Origin of the sequence: Acinetobacter sp. YH12086, assembly GCF_013419345.1 — a bacterium.
In the GTDB taxonomy this organism is placed as follows: domain Bacteria; phylum Pseudomonadota; class Gammaproteobacteria; order Pseudomonadales; family Moraxellaceae; genus Acinetobacter; species Acinetobacter amyesii.
The window spans coordinates 178,213-205,058 of record NZ_VPAF01000005.1; the positions used below are offsets into that span (position 1 = coordinate 178,213).

The 26,846-nt window shown below is 40.8% G+C and carries 30 protein-coding genes and 1 pseudogene; 21 read left to right on the forward strand and 10 right to left on the reverse strand.

Annotated elements, in window-relative coordinates:
- Window positions 1-60: 60 nt before the first annotated feature.
- The 3 genes from FTU29_RS08170 to FTU29_RS08180 all read left to right on the forward strand — a co-directional run bounded on the left by FTU29_RS08170 (window position 61) and on the right by FTU29_RS08180 (window position 3,933).
- The gene (locus FTU29_RS08170; protein ID WP_180121290.1) at window positions 61-1,266 is read left to right on the forward strand and encodes an acetyl-CoA C-acetyltransferase; all 1,206 of its coding nucleotides are present in this window, start codon (window positions 61-63) and stop codon (window positions 1,264-1,266) included.
- Between the two features lie 11 nt (window positions 1,267-1,277).
- Complete coding sequence (locus tag FTU29_RS08175) at window positions 1,278-3,410, forward strand: 3-hydroxyacyl-CoA dehydrogenase NAD-binding domain-containing protein (protein ID WP_180121292.1); 2,133 nt, start codon at window positions 1,278-1,280, stop codon at window positions 3,408-3,410.
- Window positions 3,411-3,594: 184 nt separating this feature from the next.
- Complete coding sequence (locus FTU29_RS08180; RefSeq protein ID WP_180121294.1) at window positions 3,595-3,933, forward strand: hypothetical protein; 339 nt, start codon at window positions 3,595-3,597, stop codon at window positions 3,931-3,933.
- Between the two features lie 76 nt (window positions 3,934-4,009).
- Here FTU29_RS08180 and FTU29_RS08185 read toward each other — a convergent pair whose 3' ends face one another.
- A complete protein-coding gene (locus FTU29_RS08185) occupies window positions 4,010-4,435 on the reverse strand; it encodes a GNAT family N-acetyltransferase (RefSeq protein WP_373423592.1) in 426 nt (141 codons plus the stop codon).
- 11 nt (window positions 4,436-4,446) lie between these two features.
- Window positions 4,447-5,669 (reverse strand): annotated as a pseudogene (locus tag FTU29_RS08190) (SAM-dependent methyltransferase).
- Window positions 5,670-5,776: 107 nt separating this feature from the next.
- On the opposite strand from FTU29_RS08190, the gene FTU29_RS08195 reads away from it, so the two are divergent.
- On the forward strand, window positions 5,777-6,418 hold the full coding sequence (locus tag FTU29_RS08195) for a hemolysin III family protein (RefSeq protein ID WP_180121302.1): 642 nt from the start codon (window positions 5,777-5,779) through the stop codon (window positions 6,416-6,418).
- Between the two features lie 145 nt (window positions 6,419-6,563).
- Window positions 6,564-7,877 carry an MFS transporter gene (locus tag FTU29_RS08200; protein ID WP_180011625.1) on the forward strand — a complete coding sequence of 438 codons (1,314 nt, stop codon included), beginning with the start codon at window positions 6,564-6,566 and terminating at the stop codon, window positions 7,875-7,877.
- Window positions 7,878-8,167: 290 nt separating this feature from the next.
- Here the strand turns inward: FTU29_RS08200 and FTU29_RS08205 are convergent, their stop codons facing one another.
- On the reverse strand, window positions 8,168-9,178 hold the full coding sequence (locus FTU29_RS08205; RefSeq protein WP_180050311.1) for a metallophosphoesterase: 1,011 nt from the start codon (window positions 9,176-9,178) through the stop codon (window positions 8,168-8,170).
- A gap of 94 nt (window positions 9,179-9,272) precedes the next feature.
- Here FTU29_RS08205 and FTU29_RS08210 point away from each other — a divergent pair, with 94 nt between their 5' ends.
- Window positions 9,273-10,904, forward strand: coding sequence for a phospholipase D family protein (locus tag FTU29_RS08210; protein ID WP_180121304.1), 1,632 nt, complete (start codon window positions 9,273-9,275; stop codon window positions 10,902-10,904).
- 47 nt (window positions 10,905-10,951) lie between these two features.
- Here FTU29_RS08210 and FTU29_RS08215 read toward each other — a convergent pair whose 3' ends face one another.
- Entirely contained in the window at window positions 10,952-11,773 is an 822-nt protein-coding gene (locus FTU29_RS08215; RefSeq protein ID WP_180011647.1) for a 1-acyl-sn-glycerol-3-phosphate acyltransferase, read from the reverse strand.
- 410 nt (window positions 11,774-12,183) lie between these two features.
- On the opposite strand from FTU29_RS08215, the gene hflX reads away from it, so the two are divergent.
- The 6 genes from hflX (at window position 12,184) to FTU29_RS08245 (ending at window position 16,418) form a co-directional block, all read left to right on the forward strand.
- Window positions 12,184-13,518, forward strand: coding sequence for a ribosome rescue GTPase HflX (hflX, locus tag FTU29_RS08220; RefSeq protein WP_180121313.1), 1,335 nt, complete (start codon window positions 12,184-12,186; stop codon window positions 13,516-13,518).
- A 43-nt stretch (window positions 13,519-13,561) separates the two neighbouring features.
- Window positions 13,562-13,933 (forward strand): hypothetical protein, encoded by a 372-nt coding sequence (locus FTU29_RS08225; protein WP_078194269.1) that lies wholly within the window; start codon window positions 13,562-13,564, stop codon window positions 13,931-13,933.
- Window positions 13,934-13,944: 11 nt separating this feature from the next.
- Window positions 13,945-14,619 carry an LrgB family protein gene (locus FTU29_RS08230; RefSeq protein WP_180065348.1) on the forward strand — a complete coding sequence of 225 codons (675 nt, stop codon included), beginning with the start codon at window positions 13,945-13,947 and terminating at the stop codon, window positions 14,617-14,619.
- 249 nt (window positions 14,620-14,868) lie between these two features.
- Window positions 14,869-15,321 (forward strand): DUF2147 domain-containing protein, encoded by a 453-nt coding sequence (locus FTU29_RS08235; RefSeq protein ID WP_180024995.1) that lies wholly within the window; start codon window positions 14,869-14,871, stop codon window positions 15,319-15,321.
- 60 nt (window positions 15,322-15,381) lie between these two features.
- A complete protein-coding gene (locus tag FTU29_RS08240) occupies window positions 15,382-15,831 on the forward strand; it encodes a DUF2147 domain-containing protein (protein WP_180102447.1) in 450 nt (149 codons plus the stop codon).
- 140 nt (window positions 15,832-15,971) lie between these two features.
- Window positions 15,972-16,418: a DUF2147 domain-containing protein gene (locus FTU29_RS08245; RefSeq protein ID WP_180121315.1), complete on the forward strand. Its 447-nt coding sequence runs from the start codon at window positions 15,972-15,974 to the stop codon at window positions 16,416-16,418.
- 53 nt (window positions 16,419-16,471) lie between these two features.
- Here the strand turns inward: FTU29_RS08245 and FTU29_RS08250 are convergent, their stop codons facing one another.
- The 5 genes from FTU29_RS08250 to FTU29_RS08270 form a co-directional block, all read right to left on the reverse strand.
- A complete protein-coding gene (locus FTU29_RS08250) occupies window positions 16,472-17,317 on the reverse strand; it encodes a symmetrical bis(5'-nucleosyl)-tetraphosphatase (RefSeq protein WP_180121317.1) in 846 nt (281 codons plus the stop codon).
- Between the two features lie 6 nt (window positions 17,318-17,323).
- A complete protein-coding gene (rsmA, locus tag FTU29_RS08255) occupies window positions 17,324-18,136 on the reverse strand; it encodes a 16S rRNA (adenine(1518)-N(6)/adenine(1519)-N(6))-dimethyltransferase RsmA (protein ID WP_078190111.1) in 813 nt (270 codons plus the stop codon).
- 30 nt (window positions 18,137-18,166) lie between these two features.
- Window positions 18,167-18,976 carry a pilus assembly protein PilJ gene (locus FTU29_RS08260; RefSeq protein ID WP_180121319.1) on the reverse strand — a complete coding sequence of 270 codons (810 nt, stop codon included), beginning with the start codon at window positions 18,974-18,976 and terminating at the stop codon, window positions 18,167-18,169.
- A gap of 69 nt (window positions 18,977-19,045) precedes the next feature.
- Window positions 19,046-20,029, reverse strand: a complete 984-nt coding sequence (gene pdxA / locus FTU29_RS08265; protein ID WP_180121321.1) for a 4-hydroxythreonine-4-phosphate dehydrogenase PdxA — start codon at window positions 20,027-20,029, stop codon at window positions 19,046-19,048.
- 90 nt (window positions 20,030-20,119) lie between these two features.
- Window positions 20,120-20,500: a hypothetical protein gene (locus tag FTU29_RS08270; protein WP_180121323.1), complete on the reverse strand. Its 381-nt coding sequence runs from the start codon at window positions 20,498-20,500 to the stop codon at window positions 20,120-20,122.
- Window positions 20,501-20,691: 191 nt separating this feature from the next.
- Here FTU29_RS08270 and rplM point away from each other — a divergent pair, with 191 nt between their 5' ends.
- Both rplM and rpsI read left to right on the forward strand, forming a co-directional pair.
- Entirely contained in the window at window positions 20,692-21,120 is a 429-nt protein-coding gene (rplM, locus tag FTU29_RS08275) for a 50S ribosomal protein L13 (RefSeq protein ID WP_004722943.1), read from the forward strand.
- Between the two features lie 12 nt (window positions 21,121-21,132).
- On the forward strand, window positions 21,133-21,519 hold the full coding sequence (rpsI, locus tag FTU29_RS08280; RefSeq protein ID WP_078190115.1) for a 30S ribosomal protein S9: 387 nt from the start codon (window positions 21,133-21,135) through the stop codon (window positions 21,517-21,519).
- Between the two features lie 163 nt (window positions 21,520-21,682).
- Here rpsI and FTU29_RS08285 read toward each other — a convergent pair whose 3' ends face one another.
- Window positions 21,683-21,823, reverse strand: a complete 141-nt coding sequence (locus FTU29_RS08285; protein ID WP_180121325.1) for a hypothetical protein — start codon at window positions 21,821-21,823, stop codon at window positions 21,683-21,685.
- Between the two features lie 167 nt (window positions 21,824-21,990).
- Between FTU29_RS08285 and FTU29_RS08290 the strand changes: the two genes are divergently transcribed.
- The 7 genes from FTU29_RS08290 (at window position 21,991) to FTU29_RS08320 (ending at window position 26,590) form a co-directional block, all read left to right on the forward strand.
- The gene (locus tag FTU29_RS08290) at window positions 21,991-22,644 is read left to right on the forward strand and encodes a glutathione S-transferase N-terminal domain-containing protein (protein WP_111884994.1); all 654 of its coding nucleotides are present in this window, start codon (window positions 21,991-21,993) and stop codon (window positions 22,642-22,644) included.
- Between the two features lie 27 nt (window positions 22,645-22,671).
- Entirely contained in the window at window positions 22,672-23,100 is a 429-nt protein-coding gene (locus FTU29_RS08295; protein WP_078194278.1) for a ClpXP protease specificity-enhancing factor, read from the forward strand.
- Between the two features lie 18 nt (window positions 23,101-23,118).
- A complete protein-coding gene (locus FTU29_RS08300) occupies window positions 23,119-23,760 on the forward strand; it encodes a hypothetical protein (RefSeq protein WP_180085445.1) in 642 nt (213 codons plus the stop codon).
- Between the two features lie 427 nt (window positions 23,761-24,187).
- Window positions 24,188-24,547, forward strand: a complete 360-nt coding sequence (locus FTU29_RS08305) for a roadblock/LC7 domain-containing protein (RefSeq protein WP_180022868.1) — start codon at window positions 24,188-24,190, stop codon at window positions 24,545-24,547.
- A gap of 86 nt (window positions 24,548-24,633) precedes the next feature.
- Window positions 24,634-25,608: a hypothetical protein gene (locus FTU29_RS08310; RefSeq protein ID WP_180121327.1), complete on the forward strand. Its 975-nt coding sequence runs from the start codon at window positions 24,634-24,636 to the stop codon at window positions 25,606-25,608.
- Window positions 25,609-25,623: 15 nt separating this feature from the next.
- On the forward strand, window positions 25,624-26,169 hold the full coding sequence (locus tag FTU29_RS08315) for an ATP/GTP-binding protein (protein WP_180121329.1): 546 nt from the start codon (window positions 25,624-25,626) through the stop codon (window positions 26,167-26,169).
- A 10-nt stretch (window positions 26,170-26,179) separates the two neighbouring features.
- The gene (locus FTU29_RS08320) at window positions 26,180-26,590 is read left to right on the forward strand and encodes a hypothetical protein (RefSeq protein WP_078194283.1); all 411 of its coding nucleotides are present in this window, start codon (window positions 26,180-26,182) and stop codon (window positions 26,588-26,590) included.
- Window positions 26,591-26,846: the final 256 nt, after the last annotated feature.

The window sequence follows — 26,846 nt, forward strand, 5'->3', positions numbered from 1 at the left end:
GTTGATTAATCCGTACACTCAAAAAACCAATAAAAATTTATAGATCATAAGGACAGGATTATGAGCGAGGCTTACATCATTGATGCCATTCGCACACCGCGCGGCAAAGGAAAAAAAGACGGTTCACTACATGCCGTTAAACCGATTAGCCTACTGATCGGTTTATTGAACGAATTACAAAACCGACATCAATTTGACACCGCTGCAGTAGACGACATTGTATTGGGCTGCGTGACCCCCATTGGTGACCAAGGTGCGGACATTGCCAAAACCGCAGCGATTGCGGCCGGATGGGATAATGATGTGGCAGGTGTTCAGATCAACCGTTTTTGCGCCTCAGGTTTAGAAGCAGTCAATATGGCTGCGCAAAAGGTCCGCTCTGGCTGGGAAGACCTTGTGGTGGCTGGCGGTGTAGAGTCGATGTCTCGTGTGCCGATGGGCTCAGATGGCGGTCCTTGGGCGCTTGACCCTGAAACCAATATGGCCTGTGACTTTATTCCACAAGGCATTGGAGCCGATTTAATTGCCACCATTGACGGTTACAGCCGAGCAGATGTGGATGCCTTTGCAGCCAACTCTCAGCAAAAAGCCGCAGCAGCTCAAGCCAATGGTTATTTTGACCAATCTGTCGTTCCTGTTAAAGACAAAGCAGGCGTGACAGTTTTAGCCAAAGATGAATTTATTAAACCAACGACCACAGCAGAAGGCTTAGGCAAGCTCAACCCAAGTTTTGCCATGATGGGGCAAATGGGCTTTGATGCCATTGCCTTGCAAAAATATCCTGAAGTCGGCGCAGTCAACCATGTACACCATGCAGGGAACTCATCGGGCATCGTTGATGGTGCTGCCGTAGTATTGCTTGCCTCTGAAAAAGCGATCAAAGAACAAGGCCTAAAACCGCGTGCCAAAGTGCTTGCCACTGCATTGGTGGGTGCAGACCCAACCATTATGCTGACTGGCCCTGCACCTGCTGCACGTAAAGCCTTAGCTAAAGCTGGCTTAACCATTGATGATATTGACCTATTTGAAGTGAACGAAGCTTTTGCAGCAGTCGTGATGCGTTTTATCACCGAACTCAAGGTTGATCCTACCAAAGTCAATGTGAATGGCGGTGCAATTGCATTAGGACATCCGCTGGGTGCAACAGGCGCCATGATTTTAGGCACCCTGATGGATGAACTAGAACGCCAAGGTAAAAAACGCGGCTTAGCAACACTTTGCGTGGGTGGCGGTATGGGCATCGCAACGATTATTGAGTTGGTATAAGGAGAATAAAAATGAGCGCAATTCAATTTGAAAAAAATGCCGACAATATCGTCATTTTAACTTTAGATTCTCCAAACCAATCTGCCAACACCATGAATGCAGACTTCCGCACGGCACTGGCTGAAACGGTAGACAAACTGCAAGCAGATGAAAATATTGCAGGGATTATTTTTCGTTCCGCAAAAAAAACCTTCTTTGCCGGCGGCGACTTAGACGAACTGATTCAAGCTACACCTGAGCATGCAACTGAATTCTTCAATATGATTGAAGAGATGAAAGCCAAACTGCGTTATATCGAAACCCGTGGCATTCCTGTTGTAGCAGCCTTAAATGGTACAGCGCTTGGCGGTGGCTGGGAGTTAGCTCTTGGCTGTCATTATCGAATCGCCCTTAATGATGCTAAAGCGAAATTTGGCTTACCTGAAGTAACTTTAGGTTTACTGCCGGGTGGTGGCGGTATTGTTCGTATGGTCCGTTTATTGGGTCTGCAAAATGCATTTCCGCTCTTGATGGAAGGCAAACAAATTGGTGTCGAAAAAGCCAAATCATTGGGGCTGATTCAAGACACTGCAGATAGCCTTGAAGAATTGATGGACAAAGCCATTGCGTGGGTGAAAACCAATCCAAAATCACAACAACCCTATGATGTAAAAGGCTATAAAATTCCGGGTGGCTCGCCATCAACTCCAGCGGTGGCACAAATGCTTGCCATTGCCCCTGCTATGCTGCGTGATAAAACCAAGGGCTGTTACCCTGCGCCTGAAGCCATAATGTCAGCAGCGGTTGAAGGTGCTCAAGTCGATGTCGATACGGCGCTCACCATTGAATCACGTTACTTTACTTACCTTGCAACCGGTCAAATTTCTAAAAATATGATCGGCACCTTTTGGCATGGTCTCAACGCTATTAAGTCTGGTGCAAGCCGTCCAAAAGACGTTGCGAAATGGCAAGCCAACAAAGTCGGCATTTTGGGTGCAGGCATGATGGGTGCAGGCATTGCTTATGCCACAGCATCAAAAGGCATTGCAGTTGTACTTAAAGATATCTCTGTAGAAGCTGCTGAAAAAGGCAAAGCCTATAGCCAAAAACTGCTGGATAAAAAAGTAACTCAAGGCCGTTTAAGTGCAGAAAAACGTGATCAAGTCTTAGGCCTGATACATGCCACTGCAAATGCGGCAGATTTACAAGGCTGCGACTTGATCATTGAAGCTGTATTTGAAAATGTCGAATTGAAAGCCAAAGTGACTCAAGAAGCAGAAAGTTACTTGGCAGCCAATGGCGTAATGGCATCCAATACTTCAACCTTGCCAATTTCAGGCTTAGCCAATGCATCTCAAGATCAAGCTAAATTTATAGGTCTACATTTCTTTAGTCCTGTCGACAAAATGCAATTGGTCGAAATTATTAAAGGTAAAAACACATCGGCTGAAACCTTAGCCAAAGCCTATGACTATGTACAGCAAATTGGCAAAACACCAATTGTGGTGAATGACAGCCGTGGCTTCTTTACCAGCCGTGTCTTTGGCACCTTTGTGCAAGAAGGTTTACGTCTGCTTTCTGAAGGCATACACCCTGCCCGCATTGAAATGGCAGCGCTAAAAGCCGGCATGCCTGTAGGTCCATTGGCCATTCAAGATGAAGTGTCTTTAACACTCTCTGAACATGTCGCGGCCGAGACACGTAAAGCCTTGCAAGCTGAAGGCAAAGACCTACCACGTTCAGGTGCGGATGAGGTGATTCAGACAATGATTCATGAGTTCGGACGTAAAGGTAAAGCTGCCGGCGCAGGTTTTTATGAATATCCTGAAGGCGGTAAAAAGCACCTCTGGGATGGCTTGAGCAAATGGCAGAAAGATAATGCTATTTCTGAACAGGAAATGATAGACCGCTTCCTGTTTGTACAGTCACTTGATACCTTACGCTGCCTAGAAGAAGGTGTTTTGCAGTCGACTGTCGATGGCAATGTCGGATCAATCTTCGGGATTGGTTTTGCCCCTTGGACAGGTGGTGCACTTCAATTTTTAAACCAATATGGTTTGGAAAAAGCGCTATTACGTGCCAATACACTAGAAGCAAAATATGGCGAACGCTTCAAAGCACCGCAATTGCTGAAAGACAAAGTGGCGAAAGCTGAGCAGATTTAATTATTCATTTTGAGCATGCAAATTTTGCTGTTCAATCACATCAAAAGGAGCTTCGGCTCCTTTTTATTTTCCTTCTCAGTCGCGTGTTTGCAAACAAGTCTAGAATTTACGCGAACTCTCATCTGTTTTATGTTATAAAGTAACAAGTTTTTTGATTTCTTTTTATCCGATTGAGTAGCTTGTTATGACTGATCATACTTCTCCTGAAAAATCACCGTGGGGCTGGAAGGCACTGATTATCTTCTGTATTTTAGGTGCGCTATTCATGGGTATTTTCTGGCTTGCTGTGACCAATGAACCAGACTATATGCCTAGCCAACAGAAAAAAGACAATACTCAACAGCATGCATTTAAAAATGCCCCTGTGATGTCAGAAGAAGCCTTGAAAAAGGCGCAAGCTGATCAAGCAGCTCGTGAAGCTTCTGCGCCGACTACAGCAGATATGCAGATGACTGAAGAACAACATGCACATATGGATGACATGAGCCCTGAACCTACTGCATCGAATGATCATGGCCACTAAGCTTTGACCTCATCTATATAAAAAAACGCTTAAAATATTAAGCGTTTTTTATTTATAGCTGTCCAATTTTACGTATTTAAGCCAAAGCCATATACATATCTTGATGCGGAATACCACAATCTAAATATTCATCACCTTCAACAACAAAACCCAAAGCTGCATAAAACGCTATGGCGTGCACTTGTGATGATAGTTTTAAATATTCACGTTGCTCTAATTTCGCTTGTTGAATGATGGCTTGCATCAAGATTTTACCAATACCCTGACCGCGATAGGCCTTTAAAACAGCAACACGACCTATACTGTTATTTTTCAACAAACGTGCAGTTGCAATAGCTTTCATCCCATCATGAACAATAAAATGCAGTGAAATCGCATCTTCTGCATCCCATTCATCTTCGGGCGATATCTGCTGTTCTAAAATAAAGACCTGTTCACGTATCGGCCGAGCTGCAGATGCCAGTTGCTCCCACGGACCAAATTGAATATTTAACTGCTGCATCCCTTCATCCTTTAGCATTTACAGCCAATATCTTGCTGGTCCCATTGATCATTCAACAATAATTCTAACGAATGCTTTTGAATGCCATACATGTCTTTTAAAGCTTGGATCTGCGCCAATACCGCTTGATCAGGTTCGACATAGTCTGCACGTTTGGTTGCCAAGATCATTTTATTTTTACTGGTATGTTCAAGTGCCACAAATTCAAAGACTTTGGTTTCATAACCATATGCTTTCAATAAAAGTGCACGAATCGTGTCAGTAAGCATCTCTGCTTGCTGGCCTGCATGAATACCAAATTGCAACATCGGTGCAAGTACTTGCGGCGCTTTCAATTGCGGACGCAGTTCTTTATGACAACACGGCGCACACATGATCATTTGCGCATTTAATCGAATACCGGTATGAATCGCAAAGTCCGTTGCCACATCACAGGCGTGCAGCGCAATCATGACATCTAAGCGCTCAGGCGCATAGGTACGAACATCGCCTTGGAAAAAATCCAGTTGGCTGAAATTCGACTGCTGAGCAACGCTTTGGCAAAATTCCACCATTTTTGGATTCAGCTCAACCCCAGTCACTTTAGGCACTTGCTGGTGTTTTGCTAAATAATCATATAATGCAAAAGTTAGATATCCCTTGCCTGAACCAAAATCTACAACATGTAGAGATTGATCAGTCTCTTTAATCTGACTTAAAGCGCCTGAAAAAATTTCTACAAATTTATTAATTTGTTTCCATTTACGCGCCATGCTCGGAATAATTTGTGCTTTGGCATCCGTAATACCGAGTGGCTGTAAGAAATAACTGTCTTGATCGACATAGCGATGTTTTGCTCGATCATGCCCTTGCTGCTCCGTAGGATTTTTCCCTAAAGCAGGCTGCTTTTTGCTAATGCTTAGCATGGCTTTCTTTTTATTTTTTTTGAGCTGAATTTCTTCATCCAAGGTCATCAGGTTGGCTTGCTTACAACAGCTCAATAAACTTTCGACTTGTTGATACGCAGATGCAATTGGATAATTTTTGTGATGTCTTGGGTTTTATAACGATATAAACAGCTAAGAAATGACTCACCTTGCAGCGAAATGACTCGTAAGGTCATTTTTTCTAATTGGTCTAATTCACCTTTATACTGACTCAAGATCATGCGATCAAAACGCTGTGTTTCAATGGCTTGCTGAAAGGCCGCTAAAAATTGCTGCTCTTGCGTAGAGGGAGAAGCCAATGATGACATAATATAAACCTAGATAAATTTGCAAAACAATTTTAAATCTTCTTACACCAAAAGCAAAATTGAATTACTATACATGTGTATATTTAAATTATTATAAAAGATACGTTATGAATCCTCCCCATCTTTTAGCTTATGACCAAGCTGAAGAAAGACTGAATTTCTATACCCATGCTTTCGGTGCAGCGTTGTCGGCCATCGCAGGTATCCTACTGATTTTAAAAGGATCATACCTTCCAACTGGACAATGGCTTGCACTTTGGGTGTATGCATTCAGTATGCTGTTATTGTTTTCAGCCTCGAGTCTATATCACTTCGCAGAATCTCCTGAGTGCCGTGGTTGGTACAAAAAACTCGACCATACCGCAATCTATTATTTAATTGCAGGCACTTATACCCCGTTTCTGGCAATCGCACTGCCTACCGCAAAAGCGCATTATTTACTCATTGCACTGTGGGTTATTGCCGCTATTGGAACACTATTCAAATTAATTTTCATTCATCGTTTTCAAAAGATTTCGTTGATTGCTTATTTGGTGATGGGATGGCTTGCAGTACTGGTAATGGATGATATGCAACGCTTTTTATCTGATCAAGCTTTAACCTACCTGATCATTGGCGGGCTATCTTATACAATCGGTGCATTGTTTTATGCCTTAAAAAAGGTAAGATATACACACGCTATCTGGCATATTTTTGTATTGATAGGTGCAGGATCACATTTCCTGTCGATTTATCTCTACGTGATATAACCCACTGACACTGCATTCTTTAGTGACCCTAATTCCGCAGTTCGTAAGTTGGTATTTCGTATTTTTTTAAGAAATTACGCCTTTTTTAAAAAGATTACGCTTTTAAAACTAAGTTCAATTATTTTTAGTAAGTGTAAGGTCCACCATGGCGTCTTCAAGTGCTGCTGCCACTGAACAGCAACCAACAAATTCAAAATTCCGCGTACTTACAGCAAGTCTTGTAGGTACCACAATCGAATTCTTCGATTTCTACATCTATGCAACTGCGGCTGTAATTATCTTCCCGCATCTGTTCTTCCCTGCAAGTACAGATCCAACAACCGCAACAATTCAATCTTTAGCAACGTTTGCGATTGCCTTTATTGCTCGCCCGATTGGTGCAACATTCTTTGGCCATTTAGGTGACCGTATCGGTCGTAAAGCCACATTAGTTGCCGCTCTCCTCACCATGGGGATTTCTACAGTATGTATCGGCTTGCTTCCAACCTATGCTCAAATTGGTATCGCTGCTCCGCTCATGCTTGCACTTTGTCGCTTAGGTCAAGGTCTGGGTTTAGGTGGTGAATGGTCAGGTGCCGTGCTACTTGCAACTGAAAATGCGCCAGAAGGCAAACGTGCTTGGTATGGTATGTTCCCTCAATTAGGTGCGCCAATCGGCTTTATTCTTGCAACAGGCTCATTCTTGACCTTAGGTCACTTCATGTCTGAAGCTGAGTTTATGCAATGGGGTTGGCGTATTCCATTCATTGCAAGTGCGCTATTGGTTATTGTCGGTCTGTGGATTCGTTTAAAATTACATGAAACACCAGCGTTCCAAAAAGTATTGGATAAGCAAAAAGAAGTAAATATTCCGTTCAAAGAAGTGATCACTAAGCACTGGGGGATGTTAATTCTCGGTACGATTGCCGCGATTTGTACATTCGTTGTGTTCTACTTAACCACAGTATTCGCTTTACAATGGGGTACAACCCAGCTTGGTTACACACGTGAAGAATTTTTAAAACTTCAACTGGTTGCCACACTTTGTTTTGCTGCTTTCATTCCACTTTCTGCTGTATTTGCTGAAAAATTTGGTCGTAAAGCGACTTCGATTGCGGTGTGTGTTGTATCTGCATTGTTTGGCTTAGTCTTCTCAAGCATGCTTGAGTCTGGCAGTACTGCGATGGTGTTCTTATTCCTATGTATCGGTCTTGCGATCATGGGTTTAACCTATGGTCCAATTGGTACGGTATTGTCTGAAATCTTCCCAACGTCTGTACGTTACACAGGTTCAGCTTTAACCTTTAACATGGCTGGTATTTTTGGTGCATCTTTCGCGCCACTGATCGCAACTAAACTTGCAACTGGCTATGGTTTATATGCAGTAGGTTACTATCTAACTGCAGCATCAATCCTTTCATTGATCGCGTTCTTAATGATTCGCGAAACTAAAAATGATGATGTGAATAATCAGGTTTAATCTGCACATAATAAAAAAGCCAGCACCTATTGCTGGCTTTTTTATGTCTCAAATGGAGTCAATGAACTGATGAATACTCTGTAGTTGACAGCATTTTGACGTAATTCATGAAAGCAACTTAGATCCAACTAAGCAATACACCTTATCTGTTCCAAGACACGGTCATTCACTTAATTTCAAACAGCAAATGAATGGCACGATTCAATTTTATTAACCAAACAAGGCCTGTAGCTCTACATCAAGAAGAACATTCACCAAACCGTTTAGCGATAATGAACGGTAGTTTTTGATTAAACCAACTCGATAATATCAATGGTCGGTGGCACAAGAAAACGGAAAGGTACCCCAACCATCCCCGTACCAACAGTGACAAAGACATCTGCATTATCATGCTGATATAGCCCTTTTTTGTGGCCTAAAATGGACACTTTTTTCATTACATAATCCGTCAACCATGGCAGTTGTACCTGCCCGCCATGCGTATGACCCGACAACATCAATGGTCGTCCCGGAAGTTTAGGTACCATATCGACGGTATCTGGATTATGCGACAAAATGATCCAAGGCTTATCTTGTGGCAATTCTGGCAAATAGCGCATATCGGCTTTACCTGCCCACAAATCCCCAACACCTAATAAACGAAACTCATTAAACTCCACGACTTGCCCTTCGATATCCACCACATGATTACTTTCTAATGCATGTTTTAACAGCGCTTGAATAGGCGGACCGGGATATTGCTCATCATGATTACCATTCACCGAATAAATCGGAGCAATAATTTTTTTTAGTACGGCCAGTTCTTCAGCTAACTTATTTTCTGGCTCGTAAGTCCAATCCCCTGCAACCACGACCAAATCAGGATTTTGTGCATTGATCTTATCGACGATCATTTTTAACTGACGTTCATGGCCCGAAAATAAACCAATATGTAAATCACCAATTAAGGCAATGCGTACAGGCTTTAATAACTGTCGTGTTTCATGCAATTGATATTGACATTTTTTCACCTGAATCATGTGCGGCTCGATAAATCGGGCATAGCACAAAAGCCCCGTAACAGCACCGACAAAAATCGCTTCATGTAGTGAATAATAGCCACTCCAGCCTGCATAAAAGCTAAAGAAGAATAAAGGGATAAGTAAATACGAAAGATAGAATGCCAACAAATGTACGAAGGCTTTAAACGGATGAATCGTTTCCGTGCGTGACTGGCTTAACCAAGCTTGGGATATTGCCCAAACGCCCAGCACAGCCAACCCGATATAAAAATACATCACTACGGAATCTAATTCCCACATACATTTGCTCTACAATTTGCCTAACGAGAAAACTCGGTCACTATATTTATCTTTTCACAGCTGACACTTATACTCAAATCAAATTTTTTTTAGTATGTCTAACAGTATGAACTCAGCTACACTGAAACAGCAAAATTTGTCCTTCATACATAACCACACTAAGGTGGTTTTGCTGAGTTGTAGCCTTGTTTTGACTTTATCTGCATGTAGTACCTTGCCTAAACAGCAAACTCAACCTGTGGAATATGCCTTTAATACCCCCACTGACGATACTAGCCTTGCTAAAATTGTGCTGCCGTTACGGGAACAAAATCCTAACTTAACTGGTTATCATGTTCTATATGACCCATTAGAAGCCTTAGCGGCTCGAATCGAACTGATCAATAAAGCCGAAAAAAGTTTAGATCTACAATACTATATTTGGGATAACGACAAAATTGGTGCTTTGGCCCTGCATGCCATGATCAAAGCTGCAGATCGTGGGGTGAAAATTCGTTTATTGGTCGATGACAACAATGCCAAAAAAATGGAAGGCATTTATATGGCACTCGACCAACATGCCAATATTGATGTCAAACTGTATAACCCGTACCGCTTCCGACATTTCCGCCCTGTCGATATGGTACTGGATCTAAAACGCATCAACCGTCGTATGCACAACAAAAGCTTTATTGCAGACAATCAAATTGCTCTGATTGGTGGTCGCAATATGAGTAACCAATACTATAACGTCAGTGATAATTATCAATTTTCTGATGTTGACGTCATGCTGGTCGGTGCGGCATCCGATGAAATCATCCATTCTTTTGACGAATATTGGAATGATGATTATGCCTTTCCAGTACGTCAATTGGTCAATCCACGCCACTATAGTTTGCGCTTTGACAGTCTCAAACAACAACTCGATGACTATAACCAAGAAGCCACTGTGGTCAATTATTTGGACTTAGCTAACCGTTCACATGCCTTTGATGACTGGCTCAACAATAAAATCCAATTTGATTGGGTCAAAGCCGAAGTGGTCAAAGATTCCCCGAGCAAAATCAAATCTAAAGCCAAAAAAGAAGAGCACCTCAACTTTCAGCTCCTCAACCGTTTAGATAAACCGGAACAAAGTGTCGATATCGTTTCAGCCTACTTTGTCCCAGAAAAAAAAGGGGCTGAACGCCTAAAAAACCTTCGTGCAGATGGCGTAAAAGTCAGAGTCTTGACCAACTCATTCCAGGCCAATGACGTACCATTGGTTCATGCTTTTTATAGCAAATATCGTCAAGATCTCTTGGAACACGACGTTCAACTCTATGAATTTCTCTCTAGACCTGATGCAGAAAACCTCAACACCAATACCAAAGAGTTGGCGGAAAAATCTAAAGTTAGTCTAAAAGGTTTAAGCCGTTCAAGCCTGCATGCCAAACTGATGGCAATTGATGAAAAACAAGTCTTTATCGGCTCATTTAACTTTGATCCACGCTCAGCATATTTAAATACTGAAATTGGAGTATTACTAAATAGCCCACGCTTAGCCAAAGCGGTCCACTACACCATGGATGAAAATTTAAGTAAATATGCCTATAAGTTAGTGCTCAATGCAGACCAACAGATCAATTGGAAAATTAAGCTGTCAAATGGTCAAACGCGTATTTATCCACGTGAACCGAAAATCAAGTGGTGGCAAAAAGCAGGGGTGAAATTTATCTCTTGGTTGCCGCTCGAAGGCTTTATGTAAGGATTATGCTGCAAAGGCATCCCCTTGCAGCCTGAATCATTAATTCATTAAGCTTCAACTGGAACTGGCGCTTTAAGAACTTTAGCTTGAAGTTCTGCCAATCCCTGATTCATTTTTTGCTGCACTTCTTGTGTCAGACTGTCAACAGTATGACCTGCCGAATCAATTGCGGGCAATGTCATGAGATGCGCAGTGACATTCGGCATTTCTAAGACATTTTTGACATGTCGATCAAAGCTAATGTCTCCGACGTAGGGCGCAATATTATCGAGTTCACCGTCCTGATTCACATAGCAAATTAAGCAAATTTGGACTGGACGTTCGGCTTCAATTGCCGCACCTAAAATACGACCATGAATTTTTTTAATTTTGCTGCCATCTGAAGTGGTGGCTTCTGGGAAAAAGAGTACCGGCGTATCTTGTTTTAAGAAGCCCGTAATTTGTTCTTTAATTTTAATCGAGTCGCCAGAGCCACGCTTAATAAATAAGGTGCCACCGCCTTTCGCCAAATTACCCAGCACTGGCCATTTTTCAATCTCAGCTTTCGCCAAAAAGAAAACACGTGCGCCAGAACCCAAAACTGCCACATCTAACCATGAAATATGATTACTTACCCAAAGGGCTGGTTGACGTGGAATTTCGCCATGCACTTTGACTTCAAGATTAAATACTTTGCATAACTTGCGACAAAAATACTGCACATAGCGGGTATTTTGCGGGTTATTCGGGTCTTTATACAATTGATGACGATAAACCAAATAAAAACCCTGCGTCACGGCAACAGCTGCTGCACCGACTTTTTTACAATACAAATAAAATTTTGAAAACACATTAATTTGCGGTGTATTGACGATTTGAGGTTGATTCATAAACGGTTCACTAAAAGGACACGGTGCCACAATTTGGCGTAAATTTTCATCATCATATACCGAAGACAGTTTTTTTGCATTGATCATAAAAACCGAAGTCGAAGATAATATTTTCCCATTTTAATCGTTTTTAAAAATCAAATATTATTTTTATATCGGTTTTAAAGGTTAAAATTATGAATCATTCATATTCAGACAATCCCCCTATTTCTTCATGGCAAGCGTTAAAAGCCATTGCTGGTTTTTCATTGATATATGTGAGTGTGCTTTTTTTATTGGCGCTGAGCTTTCGAAGCTTTCTCTAATTGAATAGCACAACATACAGAACTTAGCCATTAATCCCTCACTTAGATTAACCCTCGCACTGCATTTTCGCCTAAAATGAATCTTTAAACAGGAGTGTGTGCTGAGTGGAAAATTTAAATCAACATCAAGCGAGCGGTGAACGCGTAATTTTAGTCAGTGTGGCAGTACAAATGCTTGCAGACCTTGATGCCGAAGAATTCCACTTACTTGCTCAATCTGCAGGTGCCAATATTTTGCAACATGTGCATGCTCAGCGTATTAAGCCTGATGCCAAATTATTTATCGGCTCAGGGAAAGCTGAAGAAATTGCAGAAGTAGTCGCAGAATATGAAGCCGAATTGGTCATCTTTGACCATGCCCTCACCCCTGCCCAAGCACGTAATCTTGAACGCATCATGCGTTGTCGTGTGGTCGATCGTACAGAATTAATTTTAGATATTTTTGCCCAACGCGCACGTACCTATGAAGGTAAATTGCAAGTTGAATTGGCCCAATTACAACATATGGCTTCACGACTGATTCGTAGTCGTGGCGATCTCGATAGCCAAAAAGGTGGGATCGGCCTACGTGGACCGGGTGAAACGCTGCTGGAAACTGACCGTCGGCTACTCAAGCTCCGTATGGGACAACTCAAAGCGAAACTTGAGAAAGTCCGCCAAACACGTATGCAAGGTCGTGTGGCACGTCAAAAAGCTGCTGTTCCAACCGTGTCATTGGTGGGTTATACCAATGCTGGTAAATCGACCTTATTTAATAATTTAGCAAAAAGTGATGTCTATGCAGCAGACCAACTTTTTGCGACACTTGACCCAACTTTACGCCGTCTACATTGGGATGGTATCGGCAACTTAGTTCTCGCAGATACTGTAGGTTTTGTGCGTAATTTATCGCACTCACTGGTCGAGTCGTTTAAAGCCACCTTAGAAGAAACGTTGGAGGCGACCTTATTGTTACATGTCATTGACTCCAGCAGTCCTGACATGATGGAACAAATCGAAGCTGTCGAAAAAGTACTGAAAGAAATTGGTGTCGATGTTCCGATTCTGCGCGTCTATAACAAAATTGATGTCAGTGGCGAAGATCCTAAAATCATCTATGGTAAGCCACATCAGCCGGAACGTGTCTATGTCTCAGCACATAGTGGTAAAGGTCTTCCCTTATTACGCCAAGCTGTTCAAGAATGCTTGATGGGACAGATTCAAAGCTTTGAAGTCCATCTAAAACCAGCTTATGGCAAATTAAGAACACAACTGTATGCGCTCAATGTGATCCAAAATGAAAGTTATGATGAACAAGGCAACTTAATTTTGCATGTCATCATCGCCCCGCATAAGTTAGAACAACTGATTAAACAGGCGCATTTACCCATCGAAGAAATTTTGGGAACGCGTGCGCAACAATTTCAACGTCCACTTGAAGAATTTGAAATTAAAGACTAAATCGGTTAAAACTTGATTAGTATAATTTTAACGAAAGACAAAAATGGACTGGATCAAGCGCATCGACTGGAAAGCCTGGATAGGCACTATTGCATTAATTATTATTTTCCGTGAAGGCGCGGTCTGGGTCATGAAGCAATTCAATCACCCAGAATTAGGCAATCTAGTCGGTTTGATTGCCCTCTTGATCGTGCTTTCATTTTGGAGAAAATTCAACAAAATTCCAGCCAGTTTGGTCGATACCAATAATAAAATCATGAAAGAAAGTGCCTTTGCCTTCTTACCCATTAGTGCAGGCTCATTGCTGATGATGATGCATTTAGGTGATGAAATTCCAATGTTTTTGATTGTTCTCTTTGTCAGCACCCTCATACCGCTATGGGTCTACGCAAAAATGTCTAAGAAATGGCTATAAGGAGAATCAACATGCTTTCAATCCTCTCTGGATTCATCATTACCCTGATCGCCTATCTTGTCGCAAAACCCATTAATAAAAAATTACCGCAAATCCCCGTGATTGTGATTGGGATGTTTTTCGTCATTGGTATGCTCTATCTTTTTGGCATTTCCTATGAAAGTTATATGGCACAGGTCAATCCACTGTTCAATAACTTACTCGGCTATGTCACAGTGGCCTTGGCCATTCCTTTAGCAGCGATGCGCTACGATGACTTGCCTTTAAAAGCCGTGGGCGGGATTTTAGTCTTTGCCAGTATCAGTGCCGTTGCCCTCCCTATGGGTCTGGCTTATTTGCTGCATTTGTCAGATCCAACCATTATGGCTTTTGCTACACGGGCAGTGACCACTCCTATTGCCATCAACATTGCCACGCTGCTGCATTCCCCGATTCCTTTGGTAATTTTGATTGTGATTTTATCAGGGGTGATTGGCGCAGCATTTTCACCCATCATACTCAAAAATATTCATGATGAACGTGCATCAGGACTCGCCTTAGGACTTGCTGCACATGCGATTGGCACAGCTCAAGCTTGGCAGCGCGGCAGCATTGCTGGGCGCTATGCGGCATTTGGCATGGCGGTAAATGCAGTATTCACAGCAATCTGGTTGCCAACTTTCATACTCTATCTACAAAATATGTGACTGAGCAATCACTTTTAAATGATTGTTTTGTATAAAAAATAAACTTAATATAAATTCTAGGGTACACCACAACACATTGAACGATGTGCTGTGGATGTTACATTTTTGGTAAAAGGCACTTTTGTGCAACATGTCAACTTTCCCGAATAAAATGTAAATATTTATGCTTAGAGTAGTTGCTCTAAGTTCAGATATTACCTAGTATGATCAATAAACCCTCACAAAGTGTATTGATAAAGGATTATTAATATGATCGAAAAAAGTTTGAAATGGGCTGCATTATTCGGTGCTGTAGTCACAAGCTCTGCACTTTATGCTCAAGATCTTACAGGGACTTGGCAACAAATTGACGATAAAACCGGTTCGCCTAAAGCACTGATCGAAATTCGAAAAGATGCCAAAGACACCTATACCGGCAAAATTGTCAAAGTGACGCCACGTCCGGGTTATACACCAAAGGAAAAATGTGTGAATTGCCCTGCACCTTATACCAACCAGCCTATTTTAGGGATGGATGTATTTAAGGGGCTGAAACTTGAAAGTGAAAATACCTACTCTCAAGGAAAAATTATTGATCCTTTAGCAGGCAAAATTTACAGCTTAAAAGGCAAAATTTCTGCCAATGGTAAGCGCTTACATTTACGTGGATATCTGGGGATTTCCGCGATTGGTCGTACACAGACATGGATTCGCGTTGAATAAATTTTAAATTTATTCAGTAAATTGATTTGATATAGGTGAACCACCTACAGGGAATATCTGATGAAAAAATTAAAAGTGAGCCTCTTATTCTTAGCTGCTGTAATGAGTGGTTCAGCTTTTGCTCAAGACCTTTCAGGGACTTGGCAACAAATTGATGATAAAACTGGTTCACAAAAAGCCATTATTGAAATCCGTAAAGAAACTAATGGTACATTCGTGGGTAAAATCATCAAAGTGACGCCGCGTCCGGGCTATACACCACGCGACACCTGCGTAAACTGCCCTGCACCTTATAAAAACAAACCGATTTTAGGCCTTGATGTGTTAACTGGTTTAAAACATGTTGAAGGGACCAATAACTACGACAAAGGCCGTATTATTGATCCACTTTCTGGCAAAATTTACGACACAAAAGTTCGCTTAAATGCCAGTGGAAAACGTCTCACGCTACGTGGCTATATGGGTGTTTCAGCACTCGGTCGTAGCCAAACTTGGATTCGCCAAGAATAAGCTCAGTGTTATAAAAACCGCCAACATGGCGGTTTTTTTATGCCTAAGATATTCAAATTATTTTAAAAATAAAGTTGACTATTCTCGTAAACTTTCTAACATACGTGCTCATAAATCACGCTTCTAGGGGAAAAGCGATTATGTTTAAAAAAATATTATTCAGCCTATGCACATTCGGTTTGATGAATATCGCATTAGCAAATGACATTACTGGCACGTGGCAACAAATTGACGATAAAACAGGAGCGGCTAAAGCGATTATTTCGATTCACAAAGAATCAAATAATACCTATACCGGTAAAATTATTAAAATTACACCACGTCCTGGCTATACACCGCAAAAAAACTGTAATAAGTGCCCAGCACCTTATACCAACCAACCGATTCTCGGTATGGAGATTATTAAAGGCTTAGAACAAGTAAATGACACCAATAATTATGAAAAAGGCCGTATTATCGACCCTCTTTCTGGCAAGGTTTATGATGCTAAAGTGCGCTTAAACAGCACAGGAAAACGTATTTCGATCCGTGCAAGTATTGGCGTTTCAGTCTTGGGCCGTAACCAAACTTGGATTCGTTTAGACTAATCCTCACACTAATAAAAAAGCTGCATCAATGCGGCTTTTTTATTTTTAAATACTTACATCACAGGATTATCGACCGCAAACATGTGCTGATCTTCTAAACGATAGGCCATCAACTGATTGCCCCAGACACATCCGCCATCCACATTTTGGATTTTTGCTGAAATGCTTTTTCCTTGCAAAGCAGCCCAATGACCAAACAGAATTTGATGGGTCTGCGCTGCTTGTGACTCAAACTCAAACCATGGTTGAAAACCCTTCGGCATAGGGTCATCGAGTGAATCCTTAAAACTGAACTCTAATCGACCTTCTGCATCGGTTAAGCGCATGCGGGTCAAATAGTTGGTAATACAGCGTAAGCGCGCATGACCCGACAAATCATCCGACCATAGGTTTGGCTCTTTACCGTACATCACTTGAAGAAACGCATCAACCACATCAAAGTCGTCATGACCAATCACCGCTTCCACCTCTTTTGCCAAGTCTGCGGTTTGCTGCGCAGTCCAATTCAAAGGAATACCCGCATGAGTCAAAATGGTTTGCTCATTCGGAAATAGACACAGCGGCTGCTTGCGTAACCAATCAATCAAATCATCACTTTCTAAAGCGTGAATCACATCATCGATATTGTCTTTAGGATTGATATCCTTAATACCACGAGCGCATGCCAGCAAAGTCAGATCATGATTGCCCAGTACCGTCGCCGCAACTTCACTATCCACTAATTTTTTGATGAACCGCAAAGCGCCTACCGAGTTTTCACCCCGCGCGACGAGATCACCGGCAAACCATATAAAATCTTGGTCTGCATCAAACTTGATCTCTTTCAGTAAAGCTTTTAATGCTTCAAAACAGCCTTGAACATCACCAATGACATAGTTATAGCGAATAGAGCGAGTCATAATTATTTAAGCCACCATTTGATCTGCTAATGCGACAAATTCTGCAAGTGTTAGGGTTTCTGGACGCGCCATTGGATCAACCCCTGCATTTTCAAAACCATCTTCAACCAACATGCCTTTTAAGCTGTTACGCAAGGTCTTGCGGCGCTGAGTAAAGACATGTGAAACCAAACGCGCAAGCGCTTTTTCATCTTTCGCCACAATCGGTTTAACGGCATAAGGCTCTAAACGGAATACCGCAGAGGTGACTTTTGGCGGCGGATTAAATGAGCCCGGCGGCACTTCAAATAAAAACGTCGGTTTGCAGAAGTATTGAATCATCACCGATAAACGACCATATTCTTTAGTATTCGGTGAAGCGGTAATACGGTCCACGACTTCTTTTTGCAGCATGAAGTGCATGTCTTTGACTTTGTCGCCAAACTCCAAGAGATGAAACAGCAGCGGAGTCGAGATGTTATACGGCAAGTTACCAACCACGCGCAGAGGACGGCCTTCGGCAAACAGCTCGGTAAAGTCATATTTCAGCGCATCGGTTTCAACAATGGTCAAGCGCTCAGGATGCGGCACACGGCCCGGCAAACCTGCAGCTAAGTCACGGTCCAGCTCAACCACGGTTAAAGCATCGCATTCACCAATTAAAGGCGATGTAAGCGCAGCAAGACCGGGACCAATTTCGACAATATTGTCACCAGTACGCGGATTTACCGAACGTACAATTTTGGCAATAACACGTTGATCATGTAAGAAATTCTGTCCAAACCGCTTACGCGTGTGATGCCCTTCATCTTTTGGGTTTAGGGCATTAATTTGATACATAAAATTCTCCGCATAGGTTTATTACAACGATTACTGACTTGATTCAAATTCACTCAAGCGAGCAAAAATTTCTTCGGACTTGGTCACATTATCCCGAGCCGCTTTAATTACACTGAGCAATGGCTCTCTTTGTTGCAACAAAGCCATTGTTTCAGATTTCATCATTTCTTCAGTTTCAGCCTGAATGGAGAGCAAACTTTCACGCATTTCAGCATTGTTTACGCGCTCTACACCCAGTTCGGGATTACCATTCAGTTGAGCCTTCAAATAAATATTGAAAGTTTCAAAATCTGCTAAAAAGTCATCTAAATCGTCTGGATGAATAGAATTCACATCAGTTAACTTCAGCAAAGAACTCAACATTCGTCCCGCAATATAGACTTGATTTTTGGCAATCATTGCTTGAATAGCTGAATTGTTTGCTCTAGCCATCATATCAGCCAGAATGTTATATTCAGCTTGAATACTCGGAATGGTTTCACTTACAAGAAGTTGAGATTCATATAGCGCACTCAGGCTATTTTGATGCTGTACAAGCAGATCAATATTAGCATTGATTGCCTGTCCATCTTGAAGCATTTTATCAGCACCATCACGATTCGCATATTTTTTATGCACCGCAGTCAGCGCTTGATTAAATTTTTGCTGATTATGTTTAAAGCCATCCACGGCAGCCGGTGATGCAAAACGTATAAATCCTTCCGTCTGTTTTGGAATTTGCAGCGATAATACTTTTAATTCACAAGAATGATGATCTGTAGCGAGCGTTGAGCATGCTGACAGCATCAACGCTAACGCAATCCCCAAAAATGGGCGAATGATCGATTTCGCCCTAAGCATCTTGTTATTTTCCTGTTTTATTTTTGATAATTTTTTACTATTATTCATATAAAATTCAAACCTTTATTATTAAGTTTCGTTATTTTTCGCACGTGCTAATTCTAAAGCCAAATCAACCGCCACCTGTAAACTCGAACTTTTAGCAAGACCAGTTCCAGCCAGTGACAGTGCTGTGCCGTGATCCACTGAAGTCCGAATAAACGGTAAGCCCAAAGTGATATTGATGGCTTCGCCAAAGCCCTGCGACTTTAACACAGGTAAGCCCTGATCGTGATACATCGCCAAAACCGCATCGGCATCTTTTAAATTTTCAGGGGTAAATAAGGTATCGGCAGGTAAGCTCAGGCTCATATTCACCCCTTGAGCGCGATAACGCTCTAGCACCGGATTGATCACTTCAATCTCCTCCATGCCCAAATAGCCATCTTCACCCGCATGCGGATTTAAACCGCAGACTAAAATATGCGGATGATCTTTTTTAAATTTGGTTTTTAAATCATGAATTACAATATCAATGACTTGATGCAAACGTTCTTGAGTAATGGCATCGGCTACATCACGAAGCGGTAAATGTGTAGTTGCCAATGCGACACGGAGCGTTTTGGTCGCAAGCATCATCACGACACGATCAACGCCTGCAAATTCTTGATAAAACTCCGTATGTCCACTGAAATGGATACCGGCATCATTGATAATCGACTTTTGCACAGGTGCAGTTGCAACACCTACACTTTTGCCAGACATCGCATAATCTGCAGAACGACGTAATTGTTCCAACACATAGGCTGCATTATTCACATCTAACTGACCTGCAATAACAGGTGTAGTTATAGGTACATGTTCCACATAAAGCTGACCTAGAGCTGCTGAACCCTCCTGCCCAACATAGTCAATCAGTTCAACTTCGAGCTTTAACTGTTGAGCACGCTTGAGCAGCAAATCTTTATCAATAAGAACCACAAGTGGCCTTTCATCTATTCGATTGGCTAAGCTCAAACAAATATCAGGTCCGATACCTGCGGGTTCACCGCTCGTGATATATAAAGGCAGCATGGGTCTATCCTGTGTGTGCAATAGCATTATTATACTGTGTGATGCACATGACAGACCTAATTTTATTGATTAAAAATATCGGACTAAAACTCAAAAATAAGCGCGTTGTGCGACATTGTATGGAATGAAATCGAAAGCAAAACCTGAAATGCCAATGATCCAAATCAATGCAATAAGAGTTACAATGCCGCGCTGAATGGCTGACACATGTTGCGGGTACTTCGTTATCAGCCAAAAAGACATACCACCCAGAAGCAATAATCCAATCAACAGATAAACCAATAAATAACTAAGGAAAAATAAAGTGAGCATCATTAACAAAACGATGATCGCACCATCCGCCCCGTGCAAATACACCAAATACAAAAAAGTTGGGCTTAAAACCAAGGCGCTACATAAGCCCATTAATTGCAACCATTGCCGCCAAAATGAGGGTTCAGATGTGTTTTTTAACAGATTAGAATTCAACATGATTTACTTTCATCCGCTTTTTTTATAATTTCTGGATTATCTGCTGTTTATTGCTGAAGAAATATACTACAATACAGCGCTTGAAATTTTATATTTTCATTTGTGATTCTTCACGTATTCGTATAGAATCGCGTCTCCTTTTGTTTGGACAGCTTCCATAGTCCAAACCAACTATAATAGGTAGTGGTTTAATGAAAACTCTCAGCGCTAAGCCAGCTGAAGTTCAACACGACTGGTACGTTGTTGATGCTTCTGGCAAAACTTTAGGTCGCCTTGCGACTGAAATCGCTCGTCGTTTACGCGGTAAGCACAAAACTTCTTATACTCCTCACGTTGACACTGGTGACTACATCGTTGTTATCAATGCTGAGCAAGTTCAAGTGACTGGTAAAAAATCACTTGATAAGAAATATTATCGCCACACTGGTTTCCCTGGTGGTATTCGTGAAACTAATTTCGAAAAATTAGTTGCTCACAAACCAGAAGAAATCTTCGAACGTGCTGTAAAAGGCATGTTGCCAAAAGGTCCTCTTGGTTATGCAATGATCAAGAAAATGAAAGTGTACGCTGGTACTGAGCATCCACATACTGCTCAACAGCCACAAGTTTTGGACATCTAAGGGATACAGCACATGGCTACTAACTATGGTACAGGTCGCCGTAAGACCGCAACTGCACGTGTTTTCCTATCAGCTGGTACTGGTAAACTCGTAATCAACAACCGTTCTTTAGAACAATATTTCGGTCGTGAAACTGCTCGTATGGTTGTTAACCAACCACTTGAGCTTTTAGAAGCTACTGAGAAATATGACCTTTACATCACTGTTGCTGGTGGTGGTATCGGTGGTCAAGCAGGCGCTATCCGTCACGGTATTACTCGTGCATTGATTGCTTCTGACGAAACTCTTAAACCTGCTCTTCGTCAAGCTGGTTTCGTTACTCGTGATGCTCGTGAAGTTGAACGTAAGAAACTTGGTTTACGTAAAGCTCGTAAACGTCCTCAATTCTCTAAACGTTAATTCGTTTACCGAATCGGACAAAAAACCTTGGCTTATGCCAAGGTTTTTTTATGTCTTAATTTTTATGAAGATGATGCAAATAGAATAACGATCCGATAAACAAAGAGACTCAAACTCGCAATAAAACATAAAACCGACAGTGTTAGTGTAATTGTACAAATGGTCATTTTGCTTTTTGTTCAGGACTATCATCCTCTGCTCCATAATCAGAGGCATAACCTCCAGCGAGTGCCGTATAAAAGCCAATGCCCATAAAAATAACAGCAGCTAAAAATAATAATTTTTGTACAAGTGCAATGGTCATTATGCGGTGACGATCAGGTAAATGAATGACATGAAAAGCTATCAGATAAAATCAAATAAAACAAAACTGTAATTTTCACTGTAGCTGCATTGATATTGCTAAAGTCCCCGTGATTTTACTGTCTAATTTTAGTATCCTATCTTATTCATTTCTCATCGTCTCGGATTATGTCAGTCGAAAATGCACCTCTCCAAGGGATTACGCTTTACAGTCATGCGGATGACTTTCGCTCACACTGGATACGCTATGTACTTGCAGAGAAGCAAATCAAACATAATTTAATTATTGCTGATGATGAAGACGAAGATCTTGCAAGTTTAAATCCCTACAATCAACTTCCGATGATGATTGAAAATGGCCTAAAACTCTATAACAGCAGTATTATCGCCGAATATCTGGATGACCGATATCGTCAAAATAAACTGTATGCAGATGCACCCATGCCTCGTGCAGAGCAACGTCAATATGTATGGCGCTTCGAACAAGATTGGTTAAGACTTGCCGATATTATGCTTCGCCATCCCGATACCCTCGATGAAAAAGCCAAGCAAAAAGCACAAAAACAATTACGTGATACACTCATTTCACTAACCCCCTTGTTTCAGCATTATCCTTATTTTATGTCTGAACAATTTAGCATGTTAGACTGTATGCTCGCACCTGTATTTCTGCGCCTAAAAGCCATGGGGATTGAGCTTCCCAAACAGCAATGCCGCCCTATATTTCTCTATTGCCAACGCATCTTTAGCCGTCCTGCATTTATCAAATCGATGACATTGCAGGAAAAAAATCGCTATAGCGAGCTTTTAGCAAAAAATTAATTTCCCATAAATATTCGAGTAAGCATTATGTCTGAACAAGAACTACAACTCACTCCAACGCGTCCATACTTAACACGGGCACTTTATGAATGGATTTGTGACAATCAACTTACACCCTACCTACTTGTCGATGCGACACAGAATGGTACGATGGTGCCAGTTCAATATATCCAAGATGGCCAAATTGTCCTGAATATTGCACCTCATGCAACGCATGCGCTGCATATGAGCAATGAGACGATTACTTTCTCTGCACGCTTTGGTGGCGTTTCGCAAAACCTCTATATCCCCTTTTCTGCTGTTCTAGGTATCTATGCACGTGAAAATGGTCAAGGCATGTTCTTCGATCCTCAAGAATATGAAGGTATTCAGAATGATCAAAATGCTTTAAAATCAAACGACCAAGAACAACAAGAGCAACCGAAGAAAAAACCAGGTTTAAGGTTGCTCGATTAAAGAATAAGGAAGCGAATAATGGCTTTTGATTTAGTACAATATTTTGTCGAACAAATAGAATCTCAAAAGCCTACGCTTTTAAGTCATTTAAATCTTGAAGAAAAACGTCAACATATACGTGAAATTAATGCATTAACTTTAGGTGAATTGATTCATCAGCTCCGTAATAATGCTCAAAAGATTTATCAAGAAATTAATCAGCCTGATGAACTCTATATTCAAGAAGTTTCACGCCATCTGACCACCAATCCATCGAATGCATCAATATTAGAACGCTCTGAACTTGAACACCTAACAACTGAAATTTTTCATTTACAATTAAATGAATTAAAGCAACTTCATGATACCGGTGCACACTCACCACAAAGCATTCAAGAATTACTCAATGGACAAATTGAACACCTTTCTGGTCAAGCGGATGATTGGGTTTGGTCAACAAACAACCTAACAGAGCTTCTTGGTTCTAAACCAAATCTGCAAGAAGAGATATCATTAGAAGCATCAATGAAGGAGTTCAATCAAATGGTTAATCAACAACATACTCAAGAAGATGTGACAACTGAAGTACAAGTGCCAACTTGGTCAAAAATTGTAGAGCCTATCGTTGCAGTGGTGATTTTATGGATTCTGGCATCTGCAGCTTGTAATATTTTTTCTTAAGTGGCTTCATTTGTCTAAAACAATGACCTGCTTTTTAAGCAGGTTTTTTTAAATCGAATATTCTAAATTACACGCCTTTAGATCACTTTTTGTTTTCTTTATGTAAATCGGTCAGCTTTATTCTGCAAAAATTGAGTTTTGTCACACCATTTACAAAATATTACATTTGAATTTTTGGTAAATTTTATATCAAAAATAAAGTTCTAAAATACATAAAAAATATATATAGCAAATTAAATCACATTTTTTTAAATCCTAAAACTTAACGCTATATTTAGAAAATATTATCCTTTTAAAGTAAAAAATTAATTTTATTGCAAAGCCCCTTACGCTTCCTATAATTAAATTATGTAGTTAAAAACGCTAGTTTAATTACCTAAATATCTACAAATAATAATCATGTATAACCTAAAAGAGGGGCATAAAAATGGCTAAAGTTTCATTAGAATCACTCACAACAATCGACGGTTTTCATGCAGCGGCACTGGTAGACGGTGAAAGTGGCCTAGCTATGGCGACACAAGGCGGTGGAGATATTGATTTAGAATTAGCAGCTGCTGGAAATACTGAAGTGGTTCGCTCCAAAAGACGTGTTGCTCAGTCACTCAATTTAGATGATCACATTGTCGATATTTTAATTACCTTAGGAAAGCAGTATCACTTGATTCGTCCACTGGAAAATAATGAATCCGTGTTCTTATATTTAGTACTTGATCGTGCCAAAGCAAACCTAGCCATGGCTCGACACGAATTAAAAACCTATGAAAAAAATTTAGATTTTGCTTAATTTCACCCAACCCTCTTATGCCAATAAGAGGGTTTTTTATTCCCAAAATGTTTTACAGGTTTGAATAAAATTAGTCGAGGAACACCATGAATAAGCAATATATCAATATCGGCATTGCAGGATTAAGTATTCATGATTCAGATCAACTCAAACATCAGCTTTACACAATTTTTCCACAGCACTTTAATATCCAATGGAAAAGTGCATCTGATGTGAATCTCGATTGCCTATTTATTCATGAGCGTTTTTTTGACACCGAAGGAATTCAAAAAATATTAACACGCCGCGCTTTACCTTGGCTCAAGATCTCGAAAGACAACCAACAATCAGGGCGTGTCAGAAACAATACGCTGTTCCTTCCCATAGACGACAATCAAGAGCTCAATCAATGGATTGATAAACATCTCGTCAGCCATACTGACCTTAACGAATCCATTGAGCATGCTCAACATGATCAAATCCAGAGCTTTAGCGATTTTAATTTGGAGGATGATTACTTCAAAAAAATGTATGCAGAAGATAATCATCAAAAATTACACCTATATGATGATCTAGGCACAATAGCGGTAATCGATACCGCGCAAAATATAGCTTGGCTCAACCTCGAGCGTCAACTTCAACACACAGATGCTAGTTTTAAATATGATTTCGCATCAATTGAAGATATGACCCATGTAAGTCGAAAGCATCCCGTCATCCTTCAAGACTGGATATGGAATCTATTTTGGCAAACTCCGAATTTTTACCAAACAGTTCCTGAAGATGGTCATTTTCGAATTTTAAGCTGGCCAAAACCTGTTGAACATTTATCTCATAAACAAATTTTTCAACTTTCTGCATGTTTTATCCAGGGTGCAAAGATATCAACCATTGCAGAACAATATGATATTCCCCTCAGCACTGTTCGACAGTTCATTGCTGCGAATATGGCATCACTGAATATAAAAAAAATAAATCTTTGGGATAAACATTACACACCACCCGAAAAGCATGAACCAACAGAAGAAAAGAACTTTGTACAAAACTTCTTTAGTAAGTTACGCCGTAAATTTGGATTTTAGAATAGGACATCAAACATGATTCTTCAGCAATATAAAATTGTCTTTGCTGGTTCTATGGGTGCTGGAAAAACTGAAGCGATTCGTTCACTTTCTGATATCCCAGTTCTACTGACCGAGGCGTTTAATACAGATCAAACCAGCCATCAAAAACTTGAAACCACAGTAGGTATCGACTACGGAGAAGTGACCTTAGAAGATGGTTTAAAAATAGGTTTATATGGTACCCCTGGACAAAGTCGTTTTGATTTTATTTGGCCTGTGATTTGTCAAGGCGCAATCGGTGCAATTATTTTGATTGATCATAATGTTAATGATCCCCTAAGTGAACTCGAAAGCTACTTAGAAACCTTCCAAAACTATACAGATAACATAGCCATTGGAATTACCCATACAGACGAAATCACAAGTTCAACGAATACTGCTATCTACAAAGATTGGCTGATTAGTCAGGACTTATATTCGCCCCTATTCTTTATTGACTGTCGCAAAAAATCTGACGTTTTACTGCTAATTGAAGCTTTAATTACCTCAATCGAAGTAAATCACTACATTACCGCATAAGGAGCTATTAATGTTTAATGTCACAAAACGCACCGCTTCGAATGAGTTAATACAACATGCCCGTGAACAAATAAATAATATTATTAACAATGCACGAGGCGTTCATTTCATCATGGTGTGTTCAACAGATGGATTTGAGCTAACAAGTGTTTACAAACGTGGGCAATATAACAATAGCAAGTTAGCTGCGGTTAGCAGCTCTATCCTTGCAATGGTGTCAGCATTTATTAAAGAAATTCATTTGGTCGGTTGTCAAAATATAACCTTAGATGCCGAAAATGGAAAAGCGATACTTGCATCTGTTGCTGCACAAAATCATCCCATGATTATTGTAGCATTGACAGATAAGGACATTTTATTAGGCCAAGTCTTATATATGCTTAAAGCTGCAACGCAATCAATTATTTCAGCGGATCAATAAACTTTATAGAAATATTGAAGACTATTAACTTTATATTTGATTCAGAAATATTCATTTATTCGTCACTTTAACTTATTCATTTTCCTATTCTATTCTTCTGCTTTTCTTCTTCCCTCTTTCTTTTCTCCGCACATAAAAAAACACCCCCTGACGTATCAGGGGGTGTTTCGAATAATGAGCTGGCGATGACTTACTCTCACATGGGTAACCCCACACTACCATCAGCGCTAAGAGGTTTCACTTCTGAGTTCGGGAA

What these genes read in the sequence shown, in the direction of transcription:
- FTU29_RS08170 (WP_180121290.1), top strand. Translation starts at nt 61, where the DNA reads ATGAGCGAGGCTTACATCATTGATGCCATTCGCACACCGCGCGGCAAA.
- FTU29_RS08175 (WP_180121292.1), top strand. Translation starts at nt 1,278, where the DNA reads ATGAGCGCAATTCAATTTGAAAAAAATGCCGACAATATCGTCATTTTA.
- FTU29_RS08180 (WP_180121294.1), top strand. Translation starts at nt 3,595, where the DNA reads ATGACTGATCATACTTCTCCTGAAAAATCACCGTGGGGCTGGAAGGCA.
- FTU29_RS08185 (WP_373423592.1), bottom strand. Translation starts at nt 4,435, where the DNA reads ATGCAGCAGTTAAATATTCAATTTGGTCCGTGGGAGCAACTGGCATCT.
- FTU29_RS08195 (WP_180121302.1), top strand. Translation starts at nt 5,777, where the DNA reads ATGAATCCTCCCCATCTTTTAGCTTATGACCAAGCTGAAGAAAGACTG.
- FTU29_RS08200 (WP_180011625.1), top strand. Translation starts at nt 6,564, where the DNA reads ATGGCGTCTTCAAGTGCTGCTGCCACTGAACAGCAACCAACAAATTCA.
- FTU29_RS08205 (WP_180050311.1), bottom strand. Translation starts at nt 9,178, where the DNA reads ATGTGGGAATTAGATTCCGTAGTGATGTATTTTTATATCGGGTTGGCT.
- FTU29_RS08210 (WP_180121304.1), top strand. Translation starts at nt 9,273, where the DNA reads ATGTCTAACAGTATGAACTCAGCTACACTGAAACAGCAAAATTTGTCC.
- FTU29_RS08215 (WP_180011647.1), bottom strand. Translation starts at nt 11,773, where the DNA reads ATGAATCAACCTCAAATCGTCAATACACCGCAAATTAATGTGTTTTCA.
- FTU29_RS08225 (WP_078194269.1), top strand. Translation starts at nt 13,562, where the DNA reads ATGGACTGGATCAAGCGCATCGACTGGAAAGCCTGGATAGGCACTATT.
- FTU29_RS08230 (WP_180065348.1), top strand. Translation starts at nt 13,945, where the DNA reads ATGCTTTCAATCCTCTCTGGATTCATCATTACCCTGATCGCCTATCTT.
- FTU29_RS08235 (WP_180024995.1), top strand. Translation starts at nt 14,869, where the DNA reads ATGATCGAAAAAAGTTTGAAATGGGCTGCATTATTCGGTGCTGTAGTC.
- FTU29_RS08240 (WP_180102447.1), top strand. Translation starts at nt 15,382, where the DNA reads ATGAAAAAATTAAAAGTGAGCCTCTTATTCTTAGCTGCTGTAATGAGT.
- FTU29_RS08245 (WP_180121315.1), top strand. Translation starts at nt 15,972, where the DNA reads ATGTTTAAAAAAATATTATTCAGCCTATGCACATTCGGTTTGATGAAT.
- FTU29_RS08250 (WP_180121317.1), bottom strand. Translation starts at nt 17,317, where the DNA reads ATGACTCGCTCTATTCGCTATAACTATGTCATTGGTGATGTTCAAGGC.
- rsmA (WP_078190111.1), bottom strand. Translation starts at nt 18,136, where the DNA reads ATGTATCAAATTAATGCCCTAAACCCAAAAGATGAAGGGCATCACACG.
- FTU29_RS08260 (WP_180121319.1), bottom strand. Translation starts at nt 18,976, where the DNA reads ATGCTTAGGGCGAAATCGATCATTCGCCCATTTTTGGGGATTGCGTTA.
- pdxA (WP_180121321.1), bottom strand. Translation starts at nt 20,029, where the DNA reads ATGCTGCCTTTATATATCACGAGCGGTGAACCCGCAGGTATCGGACCT.
- FTU29_RS08270 (WP_180121323.1), bottom strand. Translation starts at nt 20,500, where the DNA reads ATGTTGAATTCTAATCTGTTAAAAAACACATCTGAACCCTCATTTTGG.
- rplM (WP_004722943.1), top strand. Translation starts at nt 20,692, where the DNA reads ATGAAAACTCTCAGCGCTAAGCCAGCTGAAGTTCAACACGACTGGTAC.
- rpsI (WP_078190115.1), top strand. Translation starts at nt 21,133, where the DNA reads ATGGCTACTAACTATGGTACAGGTCGCCGTAAGACCGCAACTGCACGT.
- FTU29_RS08285 (WP_180121325.1), bottom strand. Translation starts at nt 21,823, where the DNA reads ATGACCATTGCACTTGTACAAAAATTATTATTTTTAGCTGCTGTTATT.
- FTU29_RS08290 (WP_111884994.1), top strand. Translation starts at nt 21,991, where the DNA reads ATGTCAGTCGAAAATGCACCTCTCCAAGGGATTACGCTTTACAGTCAT.
- FTU29_RS08295 (WP_078194278.1), top strand. Translation starts at nt 22,672, where the DNA reads ATGTCTGAACAAGAACTACAACTCACTCCAACGCGTCCATACTTAACA.
- FTU29_RS08300 (WP_180085445.1), top strand. Translation starts at nt 23,119, where the DNA reads ATGGCTTTTGATTTAGTACAATATTTTGTCGAACAAATAGAATCTCAA.
- FTU29_RS08305 (WP_180022868.1), top strand. Translation starts at nt 24,188, where the DNA reads ATGGCTAAAGTTTCATTAGAATCACTCACAACAATCGACGGTTTTCAT.
- FTU29_RS08310 (WP_180121327.1), top strand. Translation starts at nt 24,634, where the DNA reads ATGAATAAGCAATATATCAATATCGGCATTGCAGGATTAAGTATTCAT.
- FTU29_RS08315 (WP_180121329.1), top strand. Translation starts at nt 25,624, where the DNA reads ATGATTCTTCAGCAATATAAAATTGTCTTTGCTGGTTCTATGGGTGCT.
- FTU29_RS08320 (WP_078194283.1), top strand. Translation starts at nt 26,180, where the DNA reads ATGTTTAATGTCACAAAACGCACCGCTTCGAATGAGTTAATACAACAT.